This is a genomic window from Muricauda sp. MAR_2010_75 (assembly GCF_000745185.1).
Classification (GTDB): Bacteria; Bacteroidota; Bacteroidia; order Flavobacteriales; family Flavobacteriaceae; genus Flagellimonas.
On sequence record NZ_JQNJ01000001.1, the window covers coordinates 4,356,063 to 4,371,044 of the forward strand.

Below are 14,982 nucleotides of genomic sequence, written 5' to 3' on the forward strand. Positions count from 1 at the left end.
TTTTGTACATCTTATTATTCAGGAAGGGCAAATGCTATGTAATTGCCCCCTGGTTTTTTCCCAAAACGGATACCTCCTGCTGCAACAACTATATATTGTTTTCCATTTACAGAATATGATATGGGTGTTGCAAAAGCACCTGCCGGAAGTTGGTATTCCCATACCATTTCACCCGTTTTGCTATTAAATGCCCTAAACCTTTCATCTTGGGTTGCCCCAATAAATACCAAGCCACCTGCTGTTGCCAATGGTCCTCCGGTATTTTCTGTTCCTGTTATGGGTATGCCTTTTTCGGTCAATTCCGGAAATTCTCCCAAAGGGACCCGCCATAAATAATCCCCGGTATTGAGGTCTATTGCATTTAAAGTGCCCCAAGGTGGGTCTATGGCTGGATATCCATCGATATTGACCTTACCTCCCCTTCCACGATTGTACTCTGGCTTATAGGGAAAATCCTTGCTTTTTTGTTCCACATTTCCGTCATCAGTATGTTCATCTTTTGGCTGATCTTCCTCGATGTTCGACAGATATGCAGTTAATGCATTTATTTCCTCATAGGACAGATGCTGGTACGCGGGCATTCTACCGCGACCATTTCGAATGGTGGTGAACAGCTCTCTCCTACTTAGTTTTTCGCCAATATTGACAAGACTGGGAAATTCCGACCCATCCCCTTTTCGATCCACCCCATGGCACATGACACAATTGGTAACATATAACTTGCTACCCAATGAAGTGGTTTCCCTGAGCTGTTCGGCCACATTGACCATTTTGATTTCCCATGGCATTTCATTGACATTCTGGAAAAACACGCCTTGGGGATTTACAGCACTACCACCCCACTCGGCTCCGCCACTTATTCCAATATACCATGCTCCTTCTATACTAGGTGGAAGGAACTTTTCTCCTCCTTTTGTATTTAGAAAGCGTTCCTTAGCCTTTGCGTGCAGCTCTGGAAAAGTGATTGAATCCGGAAGATCAGCTTCTGTAATGACTTGACGGGTCACCAAAGGATCGGGCTTAAGTGGAAATTTTTGGGTGGCATAGGGCGTCTCACCTGGAAGACCTTCAGTGGGCACATTTCGTTCCTCAACCGGAAACAAGGATTCCCCTGTATCACGATCAAGAACATATACCAAACCATCTTTGGTCACTTGAACAACCACATCTACCTCCTTTCCATCATGTTCTATTGTGGTAAGGTTTGGAGGACTGGCCAAATCAAGATCCCAAAGATCATGGTGCACTACTTGATAGTGCCATTTTAACTTGCCTGTTTTTACCTCCAATGCAAGGATGCAATTAGCAAACAAATTGGCTCCTTCACGTTCCCCGCCATAAAAGTCTACGGAGGGTGCTCCAGTACCCATATAGACCATACCTCTTTTTTTATCAAGTGCCATGCCCGCCCAGTTGTTGGCTCCTCCAATTTTTTTATAGGCATCTTCCGGCCAGGTATCATAACCCAATTCTCCAGGTCTGGGAACGGTATGGAATACCCACAACAATTCTCCTGTACGGACATTGAACCCTCGGATATCACCGGGAAGCGCATCTCCAGATTCGGATACCGTTGAGCCCATGACCAATACATCATCATGTATGACCCCGGGGCTGGTGGCCGTGACTACCAAATCTTTAATAGCGAACCTATCGTTTTCCAATCCAATATGAAGATCAAGCCTTCCATTGTCTGCAAAGGATTCAACCAATTCACCAGTATTTGCATCCACAGCCATCAAATAAGTTCCTGCCGTATAAAGAACACGACGGTCTTCACCATCCTGCCAGAACATGAGCCCCCGGCTAGAGCTATTATATCCATGAGTAATGGCTTGGGGGTCAAATTTCCACAGTTCTTCTCCCGTGGCTGCATCCAAAGCGAACAGCTTAAGTTTGGAGGTGGTGCCATAGAGCACCCCATCCACCATTATAGGCTGACACTGTATTTGTCTAGGAAATTGCCCTTCTTCTATGACATCAGCCGCATTGTACATCCAGGCAACCTCAAGTTCCGTTACGTTGTCCACATTGATATTATCAAGTGGTGAATACCGGTTACCTGCATAATTGCCCCCATACGTAGGCCAATCACTTGAATCTTTCTCCTTTGAATCTATACAGGATGAGAAAAAAACAAGGATTCCAAATGCTAATGCACTCAAAGGTTTTGGTGTTAAACCCCTCATATTTTATGGTTTACTTTTTTAGTATTTATTTTTAATAGAGCAATATTGTCATTGTTCCTGGCCACAATTATTCCTAAGGAATTATCCTTTTCAGCACCAATGCGTATAAATTCTGCGTTCTTCACATCGCCCCTAACAAAGAGTCCAGATTTGTTTGCCGGAACAACATTGAATTTTCCATTTCCATCTGCTCTCAGGAAATGTCCATAACTGGCATCATTTCGTGGGGTTTCCACTTCAGAAGAGTACAGATTGCCCAACAGGACCATATCACTTAGATCATCTCCATCTAGATCATGAACCAAAATGGAATTGACCGATGATATTTGAACATCACTTGTCATGGGCTGAAAATCAAATTTTCCTTGTCCGTTGTTCCTAAAAATCCCTGTTGAAAAATTAGTGGCCGCATAATGAATGGATTCGTCCAGCTTGGTACCATACACCTCCTGTAGACTGGCTTTTCCATAGGCGTCATACGTCTTGAACTTCTCTTTGATGAACGGCATTTGATTGGAACTGCATTCCCTTCCCCTTAAAGGATACAAAGTGCTGTCTTGATGATAGGCAAGCACAATGTCCTTGGAGTCATTTTCATCAAAGTCGTTTAAATAGATATGGAAAGGCTCCTCAAATGTTGCCTTGTACTTATAGTTTTGGCCTAAGTTACCTGCAATGATATCTTTGTTCCCATCACCATCAACGTCCTCTACTGCCAGTCCAAACCACCAACCAATATGTTTGTCCAACCCAAATTGTGCGGTTGCATCTTCAAACATGTTTTCTGTATTGATCAAAATCTCCACAGGCCCCCATTCATTCCCAATAATTAGATCCAAGCTCCCATCGCCATTGACATCCGTCCAAAGGGCATCAGTAACCATGGTGTGTTCCATTAACATCGGAGCAACTTTTTCGGTAACATCGGCAAACACTATTTGGCCATTTTCACTTTTGTTTTCCAGAATTGTACTTTTTGAATAACGACCATAGTTCATGGGCCTTAGCCTGCTTCCCACAAAAAGGTCCAGATCACCATCCCCGTCATAGTCCCCAGTTACAACTTTAAACCCACTGGTCACTATATCTGGAATGTTGCTTTGCAGTCTTGCAAAGATTCCATTCCCTCTATTTTCATAAAAACGGTCCCTATAATACCCGCTCAACGGGGCCTCTTCATTGCCTCCACTTGTAACATAGAGGTCTTGATCGCCATCATTGTCTGCATCAAAAAATACAGCTCCCATATCCTCGTGTGCCTTATCCTTTTCAAAAACTATGGAATTTGAAACTTCAAAGCCTCCATTTTGCTTTTGGATGAAGAGACTTCCGGCTTGGTTTCTGGCACCACCGATAAAGAAATCATCAAGTCCATCGTTATTCACGTCTGCCACGGCAAGTGCTGGGCCCATCATGGACATTTTATGGGGTATCAGTGATTCTTTATCAAAATCATTATAATCGTTTTCCGCATGTTTAAAATTAAGCTGTAGTGAATCGGTTATATCCGTAAACAGATATCCTGCGTTCTGAAAATCATCTGCCTTGAACGTATCTGTAGGCTGATAGGCTATTTCCAAGGTTTGATTGACCGGAACATTATATTGATACTGCATGCTACCGTTTGGCCATCTTACTATCAAAGTATCAATTACGTTCAGGTGCCCCAATCCAAAGTGTAGATTGTCTGCCATGGCTGATTGAAAACCGCGGGAATAATATTGTTCCGCAATTTGATGTACTCCCTTTGATTTAATTTCCACACGTGCGCCAATGGCATCTACATTGCTATTTTCCCCTTTTAACTCGACCATTAGGTAGTTGTTCTTTTGATCCGTGTTGTTCCGATACACCAATGCGTTATCTTCCGAATTATTGACCACAATATCCATATCACCATCATTGTCAAAATCGGCATAAGCCGCACCGTTTGAGTTTGTCAAGGGTTGTCTGGCCAATTCAACTTTATCGAATTTTAAATTTCTTTGGTTCAGGAAGAAATAGTTCTCTTTCTTTCTTTTGGGCAATCGGTCTATCACCTCTTTCATATAGGCTTCCTTGTCCAGATGCCCACTCTCCATGGCTTGTTCCCTTTCCTTACTATGATATTCTTTGTGCCATAATTTAAAGTCGTTGTTCCTAAAGTCCCGTTTTATACCATTTGAAACGAAAATATCCCTGTACCCATCATTATCCATATCAAAGAATAAGGGGCCCCAACTCCAATCGGTACTGGAAACTCCCGAAATCTGTTCAATATTTGAAAACATGGGCAATTTGGATTTTGGGTCAACACCATTGTTCAAATGAAGGGCATTGTACATATACTGGTGATGGAGATTTAAATTGACATGTTTAAAGAACATCTCAACATTCATTCCGCTCATACTTGTTTTTTGGGTATAGTTGTCCTCAGCGGTCATATCCACTGTCATAATATCCAACAACCCATCATTGTTGATATCGGCCATGTCATTCCCCATGGAAAAATTGGATACATGTCCAAAAGTCTTTAATGAACTTTCGGTGAAAGTGCCATTTTGATTATTAATGTACAGATGATCCTTTTCCGAATAATCATTGCTGGTAAATACATCTGGCCAACCATCATTATTGATATCCCCAATGGCCACTCCCAAAGTGAACGCCAGTTTATTTGCGATTATCCCCGATTCCATGGTAACATCGGTGAATATGCCATTGTTGTTCCTGAAAAGTCTTTCACCAGTATTATCAGGTAATGACAGCATACGGGTTCGGATGCTATCCAAACTGTACACGTCTATATCATGATTGATCAAGAACATATCCAAGTCACCATCCAAGTCATAATCAAAAAAAGCGGCTTGTGTAGAATTCAAAGGAATATCCAATCCGTACTTCCCTGCCATTTCCTTAAAAACAGGAATGCCCTTGTCATTGATACCTTGATTGACCAACAACTCATTCCTAAGATGTTCTTTATTGGCAATTCTTCCAGATTTACAGATATATATGTCCAAGAGGCCATCATTGTTAATGTCCACAACTGTGACCCCAGTAGGGAAACCAAACCCACCCTTTGTATTGGAGGAACGGGTCACGTTCCTAAATTTCATGTCTCCTTTGTTCAGGTAAAGGCTGTTGGCCCTTCTATTGCTGACAAAATAAATATCCTGTAATCCATCATTATTAAAGTCTCCGGTGGCAACTCCCGCACCATTATAATAGTATTCGTAAACAAAACCATTTAGAAAAGTGTTTTCATCGAGTTGATTGTTAAATTCGATGCCGGTATAATCTGAATCCAACACTTCAAAAAGTTGGTTACTGGAACTATTCTTTTTGGTGCATGAACCTAACAGCATCAGCAACAAAAAACCTAAAAGATTTCTCTTCATTGAATCCATGGAGTTTTAGTTTCAAAATTTTCCAAATCAATCCCAATGCCCAATACATTTGGAACCATCACTTTTAAGATAGAGCCGCGCAATGACAGGAGAAATAATCCCGATCGGTCAACAAAAGAAGGGCATAACAGCAATGGAACATGTCCTATTGCCGTTATGAAACCACTTCTTAGTACCCACATCTAATATCCAGGGTTTTGATCTAGACCATCAATGAGTTCAACTTCGGTGCCAGGCTTGGGCAGTAGCATATTGTTTGCAGAAACATTGGGATATAAATCCTCATTGGCTTCCACTACCATTTCTTTACGCACCAAATCAAACCAGCGATTGTTCTCAAAGGCTAATTCCCAATTTCTTTCTGCGATGACCGCATCATCAAATTGGCTTTGTGACAGTCCGGCTGGTAGGTCAACTGCAGGGTCAGGCGTACCAATTGCCTGGTTGTTCGCTCTTCTACGAATCATGTTCACTGCTTCATAGGCTTCGGTCGTAGGACCACTACCAGCCATATTGGCTGCTTCAGCATATATTAAAAGAACATCGGCATATCTTATAATAGGAGTAAACAAATCGCCTTCTGTACTACCGCAAGGCGACACATCTGGGCCACAGGGAGGTCCTGCATCCCTAAATTTACCAATATACGGTTGTCCAAACTCTCCATCTTCCCATGCTGTACCGTCACTAAAAACAGTGTGGAAAGACACATCCTTACGATAGCCATCAGGGAAGGCATTAAAAAATCGTGCTTCAGAGAACCAATCGGACCAACCTCCTTCGCTACCAGGTCTGGTGGCATGGTGGTGCTTACTACCTGTACCATTACCGGCAGTTGAACTACCTGCGAACAAGAAAATCCATTCTGGACTGGTGAACTTATTGTCAGCCCTCCAGAGATTGGCGAAATCCGTTTCAAGACTAAATTCCCCACCATCCATGACTTCCTTGGCCTTATCTCTTGCCAATGCATAACTAGCTGCATCTTTTAATGGCCAACCCGCCTTGGTCAAATATACTTTTGCCAACACTGCGGAGGCAGCCCATCGGTCTGCTCTTGCCTCTTCAGGAAATGAGTTTGGCAATAGATTTTCTGCATTTTGTAAATCTGATATGATTGCTGCATAAATTTCACTAACTGGAGATTGTCCCACATTTGCAGCATCATTCTGGTTTTCAACAGTGATTATGGGCACCTCGCCCCACCATTGTGTCAGATAAAAATAGGATAGCCCTCTTAAAAAGTAAGCCTGACCCACTGACCCGTCCAAATTTGACAACTCACTTGTTTCAGCATTTGCAATGACACTGTTGGCATTGTTTATAGCACGGTACAATGCTCTCCAGACAGAAACATGCAAACCATTGTTTGGATCTGGATGAAACTCATCATATTCTTTTAAGTTGGCCGCTGGAGGTCTGGAAGTAACATCTTCACTACCTCCACTCATTAGGAATGTATTGTTAAAGTCAAAATTTCCCCAACCCCCATAAAGGTTTCTATAAATCCCAACTGTAGCGGCATCAAAATCGGCTTCCGTTGCAAAAAAGCTTTCAGGGGATAGTAAACCTTCGGGCTGTTCTTCCAACTCTGTACAGCCCGCTAAAACCAAAGCGGCTGTAATTCCTAGCAAAAACTGCTTTATAAATAACTTCTTCATTGATATCAATTTTTATTATTTCTTAAAAACCTAAATCCAAACCTACTGTTATCACTTTTTGGGATGGGTACGATGATGTATCCAAACCAGCTTGTGTATCTACTTGGTTCGTAGATTCAGGGTCATATCCGGTGTAATCCGTAATGGTGATCAGATTTGTTCCCGATACATAGAGACGTGCCTTGGAAATATTAAGCTTGTCCAATATTTCTGATGGAAAACTATACCCAAGGGCAATGTTCTTAAATCTGATGTAAGAACCATCTTCCAACCATCTGCTCGATTGCAGTTGCTCCTGTGAATTGGTTCCTTCGAAGGATGGCACGTTGGTATCTTCATTTTGAGGCGTCCATCGGTCCAAAATCGCAGCACCAGTTGCATCTGCATCCCCAGAAGTACGATCGGACCGTACTCTACCCAAATTGTATATGTCATTGCCTTGGACTCCTTGAATGAAAATGTTCAAATCAAGATTCCCATATCGGAAGGTATTGTTCCACCCAAAAGTGTAATCTGGAAGAGCACTTCCAATAACCGTGATGTCATCACCATTGATTTGATTGTCATTGTTTACATCAACATATTTTGGTGCTCCAGGGAAAGAGCCATACGTGGCAGCTTCGGCTGCTTCGGAACTTTTCCAAACCCCGTCCTGTATGTATCCTCTCATTTGGCCAATGGATTCACCAACCTCTAACCAGAGTACATTTCCAAAGTTGGGAAGTGAATTTACCCCTGCAACAGGAATCTCGTCCCTATCTCCATCCAATGACAAAACTTTGTTGTTGTTGAAAGCAATGTTGAATCCAGAATCCCATGAAAACCTCTCGGTTTTTAAAGGTGTACCTCCCAGATAAAATTCAAACCCTTTGTTCTCCACTTCGGCAATGTTTCTAAGAACATTGTCCACCCCTGAGGTACCTGGTAGCGGTACAAACAAAAGCAAATCCTCGGTTGTTTTCTTATAGTAATCTGCTATAAAGTTTAGCCTGTTGTTAAAGAGATCAAGATCTACCCCAACGTTGAACTGTCTGGTCTGCTCCCATTTTAAATCGGGGTTGGCAGCGGTTGCAGCTTGAATTACACCAACAGATGCCCCACCGCTTCCCAAAATGGTAGTAGTTGTTGAAAGTCTGGCCAAGGACAGGAAAGGAGCAATATTCTGGTTACCTATGATTCCGTAGCTTGCCCTTAACTTAAAGTTGTTGATGTCCTCTGAATCTTCCAAAAATCTCTCATTTGAGATGTTCCAGGCAAAACCAGCAGATGGGAAGAAACCTCTTTTATTATTGGCTCCAAATACGGAAGAACCATCTGATCGGGCTGTAAGATTTATAGAATAACGATCGTCATATGCATAACTAAGTCTTCCGACGTAAGACAACAATGAACGTTCATCGTGGAACGAAGTGGGTACCTGAGGGTTGGCTCCAAGCGCCAAATTGTTAAAGGTTACTCCATCTGTCAAAAAACCGGTTGCTGAAGCAACGCTACCGTTATTCCTTTCATATTGTTGTTCAAGAACCCCGGTAACGGTAAGGCGATGAGCTTCACCAAGATTGGGTGTATACGTCAGTTGGTTGGTGTTCTGTAATGTCAAACTCCTTTGATTGGTAATGGAAGCTGTCTCCAATTGGGTCTTATTTGTTGCCAATTGATTGTTGTAAGCACTGTTTTCCAAATCAACTGAACGATATGCCCCTCTAACCGTTAACTTAAGGTCATCAATAATCTCATATTCAAAATTGGCATTCACACTTACCGTATTTGAAATATTCTGGTTGATGGGTTCCTTGGCCACACCTACAGGGTTGAACTGTGTTGGTGGTCCAAAACTTCCGGAAGGTTGACTGTAGGTCCCATCGTCTTCATAGACCGGCAAAACCGGCGCAAAAAGTTGCGCTGAAAAAATTGGACTGTTCAATCCGTTCAAGGTTGTGGGGTGGTTTTCTTCCCTTGCTAGGAAAGCATTGACCCCAACACTCAACTTATCACTTAATTTGGTCTTGATATTGGAACGAAGTGAATATCTGGTATACCCAGTGTTCAAGACTATTCCATCTTGATCGGTCACGTTTCCAGAGACATAGTAGTCAACGTTTTCACTTGCACCACTAATGCTTAGCACATGGTTTTGGGCAAAACCATTTTTGAAAATTTCATCTTGCCAATCCGTACCTCCGGTGCTTCTGAAATTTGAGATTTCAGAATCACTGAAAACCGGTGATCCACCAAAAGCGACCCTGTGGGCATTGACAGTTTGTGCATATTCTGAGGCATTGAGCAAATCCAATTCCCTTCTTACCGTGTGTACACTAAAAAAGGTATTGTAGGTCAATACCGGCTTTCCTATTTTTCCCGTCTTGGTCGTAATCAAGATAACCCCATTTGCTCCACGAGAACCGTAAATCGCAGTAGCAGAAGCATCTTTTAAAACTTGAATGGATTCGATATCATTTGGGTTCAAATTGTTTAAGGACCCGCCTTGAAAACCATCAATAACTATAAGTGGATCATTTCCTGCACTCAGCGAGTTGGACCCCCTTATCCGAATGTTTACCCCTCCGTTGGGTGAACCATCGGTACTTTGAATAAACACACCAGGAACACGACCCTGAAGGGCTTGGTCTGTTCTTGTAATCGGAAGTTCCTCAAGTTCTTCAACTTCCACAGAAACAACAGACCCAGTCAAATCCACCTTACGCTGGGTACCATACCCAACTACAACAACTTCATTAAGCCCGGCCGCGCTTTCTTCAAGAATGATAGTAAGGCTTGATTGACCGTTAGCGGGAATTTCTTTGGTTCCATAGCCAATAAATGAAACTATAAGAATGGCGTTCTCATCGGATAAGGTCATTGAAAAATTGCCATCAAAATCGGCTTGGGTTCCATTTGTCGTCCCTTTTTCTACAATATTGGCACCACCCAAGGGTACATTTTGGGAGTCAACCACAGTCCCAGACACCTGATACTGTATAGGTTGCTCAATTTCAGCCTTATCTTGATCGTCAATACGTGATCGTTGGCTTTCAGTAAGGATTATTTTTCTATCGAGAATTTCAAAAACCGTTCTGGTCTTATCAAATAAACGGTTTAAAACTTCCTCAATATTGGCTTTAGTAAATTTTAGGGTAACCCTTTGATTAAGGTTAACAGCAGTAGTCTTAAAAATGAAAGTGAATTCGGTGGTCGATTCAATCTCATCTATAACTTCCGCTACAGTTGCCGATTCCACATCCAGGGTGACTTTGGTTAACTGAGAGTAGGAACTTTTGGCTTGCAGCGATAAGGTTATCGTAAATAGTACAACAAGCGATAACTTCATTTTAAGGTTTAAATTTAGTGTCCGGGGTATTATATAGCCAGACTTCCAGAAGCTTTTCATAACTTTGGTTGAGTTTTAGTGATTAATTAGTTTATAGGTCACTGAATTTTCGTCGGGGAATGTAGCAGCATTTCCCGATTTTTATTTTACGGTTCAGCGGAAAGGGGATTGTGTACAGTGCATAGAATTATGATGTTTAGTTAATTACTACTTTGTTTTCCACTACTTCATAGTCAATCCGATAAACCTGTTTGAAATAGTTCAACACCTGCTCAATTGTTTCCTTTTCAGTTTCTATGGTGGCATTGAACCGTTCCTTTGCCAAGGATTCGTTGTTGTTTATGATAGTGACGTTATAGTAGCGTTGAAGTTTTATCAAAATATTTTCGAAAGGTTCGTTCCGAATCACAATTCTACCTTCTACCCAAGAGGTATACAATGAGGTATTGACTTTTGACTTGGAAATATTCTTGTTGGAGCGATTAAAAGAGCCCATGTAGCCTGGCTCAAGTAACACCTTGCTATTTTCATCGAAATTGTTGAGAGGTTCCAGACTCACCAGTCCATCTACCAGTACTACCTCAGTATCACTATTCTCCCCATAGTCGGATAGATTGAACCGCGTACCCAAGACTTCAACATTCAAATCATGGGCGTTTACCACAAATGGGTGTTCCTTGTCATGGGCGACTTCCAAAAAAGCTTCGCCTTCCAAGAACACTTCGCGTTTTTGTCCAGGCAAGAAACTTACCGGGTAACGAAGGGAGCTCCCTGAATTGAGGTGTACTTTGGTCCCATCAGAAAGCACAAGATTGAAACGCTTGGCGTTGGGTACTTTTAATGTATTATAAATGATGGTCTCCTGCTTAGCGTTTTCGTATTTAATCGTGTTACCTTTCTGGATACCCACCAAATTGCCATTGGCAGACTGTATGCTCCCATTGGTATCTGTATTAAGGACCTTTACTTCACCGTTGTCCAACTGTAGGGTTATCTGATCGGTGCGTGGAACAATGGTTGGGTTAACACTTTCTGTTTCGGGAAAAAATTGGTTTCTAAACATAAAACCCACTCCAAATAAAATAACAATCAATGCGGCATAGCGGAAGAAAGTTCCCATCCGCTTTTGATAAAAAACATTCTTATCCTTTCTAATTTCCTTGAAAAGTTGTTGCTTAATTTCCTTCTTGTCGAGTTCGTTCATTGAAACTGTTATTGCATAGTAGGTTTTTACATATTGTTTAAAGGTGGAATCATGTTTTTGATCCTGAATCCATTCATTCAAGCTATCCAAATCATGGCTATTTGCGGAATCGCAAAGAAACTTTACCAGAAGTGAATCCATACCTTTTGACGACATTGTTAGTTGAGCTCGTTTTAAGAATTACAAAGCACAATCACAATACCCTAATTTTTTGTCTATTTTTTTTAATATTCGCAAAATATTTACTTTTAGTTTCTTGAAAACGCATAACCAATGGAATTTAAAGATAATGAGGAATTGATTAAGGCACTGAACAATGGCAAGGAAATTGCTTATGAATATTTGGTGGACACATACGGAAACCGTATGTATGCTTACGCGCTTACTTTAGTAAAGAATCCACCATTGGCAAAGGATATTGTTCAAAATGTTTTCTTGAACACATGGAAATTCCGCAAAAAACTCAGTAGTAAATATGACATAAAGAACTTCCTTTTTAGATCTGTCCATAATGAATTTATTAACCAATATCAAAAGGATAAGGCCCAGATGCTCCTACAATATAAATATGTGGAGACTTTGAATCAAATTGTGGAGGAATCGGATGAAAACACAATTGTCCAGATGATAAAGATTGTCTATCAGGAAATCGAAAAACTTCCCCCCAAATGCAAGGAGGTTTTCTGTCTCAGTAAAAAAGAAGGGCTCACAAATAATGAAATATCATTACATCTTGGCATATCATTAAAAACGGTTGAAGCTCAGATCACCAAGGCCTTCACAATACTTCGAGCAAGGTTGGGAGAACAATTTGAGTCTATTTTCCTATTGATATTCAATCCAAATTTCTAGTTATTTAAAAGTAAAATATTTCAATCATATTAACTTTTTTGGCAAGCCAAAATTAAACCATATTAATTTTTTAATCTTACAAATTAATTGAAGATAAGCAAGTCTATTGTAACACTTCAAGGTTCCCAAAACTTACCAAACTAATACTATTGAGCGAGGCAACTTTATCTAATCGATTATATATAGTCTTCTCATCGAATTTGGGAATCCAAAGGTCTTTTGGCTTCAAACTTATATCGTTCAAACCTAACCTTCTGTTATTTCAAGCTTCAGATAACTCTTCCCAAAACTATTCTTGACCACTTTGACCTTTTTAATGATTTCCATTAAATCTGTTTGAAGGGAGGCTGCCTTTTTCTCTAAACGATCATGCTTAATCCTAGGCCCAATACCTCACCTTCAAATACTGGGTATGGCTTTGGTGGATTCTTTTCCATCATGTCCTCTAGAAAATAATCCTCTTGCCCATCATTGTCCAATTCCAGATTGAACAAAGCTTGCTGCATGCCAATAGTGAGAAGCGTCTGGTTCTTTACAATGTCCCTGATAATGGCAATAATCGTACCTGTCTGATTCCCGTTCTTAATGATCTCACGGCCAATACTGTTTTCAAACCTTTCCAAAGGCAAGAACCTGTTCTACTCAAAAAAACAGTGATCCATCAAACGAATTTTTTAGTAGAAAGGTAAATTCAGCTGGTTTCAAATGAATGCAATAAAAAAAGCACTGTCAATCAGTCAGTTGACAGTGCTTTGATACCACCTATTTAGTGGTTCGTCGGGATGACTGACCTCTTAAAGAGGCGCTAACCCATTAATATCCAGAATATTATGTCGATTTTCCCAAAATAGGACATCCCATAGGACATCTTCGTATGAAATAATGATTTTCACGAGTTAAAAGTAAACAATTAAACTCAAATAAAATCAGTTAAATCCCCCAAATGCCATTTGCACAGAATTACACTGTGTTTTACACTACAATGAACTTATGAATTACAAGTTCTTTTCAATATCGGATAGAATCAAAAGGGTTGTTGGACTTCCATAATTGATCAGCCTGTCCACAAAGTCCTGCAAATGTTTTTGGTCCCGCAGAATTGCTCTAATATGGATATTATAAGGGCCTGTAATCCTATGTGCCTCCTCCACTTCAACAAAGTCATGGATTTCCTCCAAAAAATACTTTAGTTTTCCATCGAAAATCTTTAGAAGGATAAAGACCTCCATCCCATACCCCAACAAGGCATAATTGACCTTGAGACTGTACAATTCGATTATGCCTAAATCCTCTAGCTTCTGAATCCTTTCCCTCACAGATGAAGGCGAAAGTGAAATGATTCTGCCGATTTCGGCAAATGAATACCTAGAATTCTTTCTCAGAAGACCAATTATTCGGTTATCTATTCCATCAACCATCCTTTCAACGTTATTTTGGTCAAAATTATACTTATTCAATTAAAATACCCTGCATTTTCCAAATTTTCAATTTTAAAACCATTTTGCAACCCACTAGATTAGCCGTTTAATTTTTGAAACATGGATTTATTTTCACTTATCACATTGGCCATAGGTATTTTTGCAGGGTTTTATGTGCAAAGTGCCATGGGATTCGCAGGTTCTCTCGTGGCACTTCCCATCCTATTATTGAAGTTTCAATTACCGGAGTCCATTGCCTACATTTCCCTATTTTATGTATTTTCAAGTATTTTCCTGATTTACAGGGAATGGGTCTTCATTGATAAAAAGACAATCCTTGACCTTTCCATAACATCAATTGTAGGGGTTGTTTTAGGAATATTGGTCCTTTCATTTTCCAAGCCAATCTTTTTAAAAAGAATGCTCGGTGCCTTTATTCTTGCCTACGTGTTGTATTCCTTACTAGGTAAGCGAGAATTGAATCTGAGGAACGCAGGTATTCTAGGTATTGGAATTCTTGCAGGTTTTTTCTCAGGGGTTTTCTCCACTGGGGGACCATTGTATATCATCTGTGTGGAGAATAGGGTCAAGAAAATCAATGCTATAAGGGCCACGATGATTGGCATTTTGGGACTTGTTACCCTTACTAGAATACCAACCTTGGCCTTAAGTGGCATTCTAAATATTGAGCAATGTAAATACGCCGCAATTATTTTTCCCATTTTCCTTTTAGCCCAGTTTTTGGGTAGGAAAACTTTCAACATTTCAGGAAAATCCCATTATAAAAAGAGCATCCTGTTTTTGCTAATGCTTTCAGGATTTTCATTGTTATTAAGATGAACCGCAAAATTCTTGTAATGTAAAAAATGATGAAAAAAAACCTTTAATACGTGACGGTAGGATTGTCAAATGTTTGAATTGGCCACAACCTTATCGCGGTT

General features: G+C 40.6%; 9 protein-coding genes. 2 read left to right on the forward strand and 7 right to left on the reverse strand.

Annotated features, from left to right (window positions below; translation table 11 throughout):
• Nucleotides 1-14: 14 nt before the first annotated feature.
• The 5 genes from FG28_RS19640 to FG28_RS19665 form a co-directional block, all read right to left on the reverse strand.
• Nucleotides 15-2,189, reverse strand: coding sequence for a PQQ-binding-like beta-propeller repeat protein (locus FG28_RS19640; RefSeq protein ID WP_036385818.1), 2,175 nt, complete (start codon nucleotides 2,187-2,189; stop codon nucleotides 15-17).
• The gene (locus FG28_RS19645) at nucleotides 2,186-5,569 is read right to left on the reverse strand and encodes a VCBS repeat-containing protein (protein ID WP_036385820.1); all 3,384 of its coding nucleotides are present in this window, start codon (nucleotides 5,567-5,569) and stop codon (nucleotides 2,186-2,188) included. Before FG28_RS19645 ends, FG28_RS19640 begins: the two co-directional genes overlap by 4 nt.
• Before the next feature lie 191 nt (nucleotides 5,570-5,760).
• A complete protein-coding gene (locus FG28_RS19655; RefSeq protein ID WP_036385825.1) occupies nucleotides 5,761-7,239 on the reverse strand; it encodes a RagB/SusD family nutrient uptake outer membrane protein in 1,479 nt (492 codons plus the stop codon).
• 22 nt (nucleotides 7,240-7,261) lie between these two features.
• Nucleotides 7,262-10,567, reverse strand: coding sequence for a TonB-dependent receptor (locus tag FG28_RS19660; protein WP_036385827.1), 3,306 nt, complete (start codon nucleotides 10,565-10,567; stop codon nucleotides 7,262-7,264).
• A 196-nt stretch (nucleotides 10,568-10,763) separates the two neighbouring features.
• Complete coding sequence (locus FG28_RS19665) at nucleotides 10,764-11,912, reverse strand: FecR family protein (RefSeq protein ID WP_197062639.1); 1,149 nt, start codon at nucleotides 11,910-11,912, stop codon at nucleotides 10,764-10,766.
• 132 nt (nucleotides 11,913-12,044) lie between these two features.
• Between FG28_RS19665 and FG28_RS19670 the strand changes: the two genes are divergently transcribed.
• The gene (locus tag FG28_RS19670; protein ID WP_036385830.1) at nucleotides 12,045-12,623 is read left to right on the forward strand and encodes an RNA polymerase sigma factor; all 579 of its coding nucleotides are present in this window, start codon (nucleotides 12,045-12,047) and stop codon (nucleotides 12,621-12,623) included.
• A 359-nt stretch (nucleotides 12,624-12,982) separates the two neighbouring features.
• Here the strand turns inward: FG28_RS19670 and FG28_RS19675 are convergent, their stop codons facing one another.
• The gene (locus FG28_RS19675) at nucleotides 12,983-13,246 is read right to left on the reverse strand and encodes a hypothetical protein (RefSeq protein WP_156102334.1); all 264 of its coding nucleotides are present in this window, start codon (nucleotides 13,244-13,246) and stop codon (nucleotides 12,983-12,985) included.
• Between the two features lie 372 nt (nucleotides 13,247-13,618).
• The gene (locus FG28_RS19680) at nucleotides 13,619-14,041 is read right to left on the reverse strand and encodes an Lrp/AsnC family transcriptional regulator (protein ID WP_036386927.1); all 423 of its coding nucleotides are present in this window, start codon (nucleotides 14,039-14,041) and stop codon (nucleotides 13,619-13,621) included.
• A 120-nt stretch (nucleotides 14,042-14,161) separates the two neighbouring features.
• On the opposite strand from FG28_RS19680, the gene FG28_RS19685 reads away from it, so the two are divergent.
• Nucleotides 14,162-14,881 carry a sulfite exporter TauE/SafE family protein gene (locus FG28_RS19685; RefSeq protein WP_036385833.1) on the forward strand — a complete coding sequence of 240 codons (720 nt, stop codon included), beginning with the start codon at nucleotides 14,162-14,164 and terminating at the stop codon, nucleotides 14,879-14,881.
• Nucleotides 14,882-14,982 lie beyond the last annotated feature (101 nt).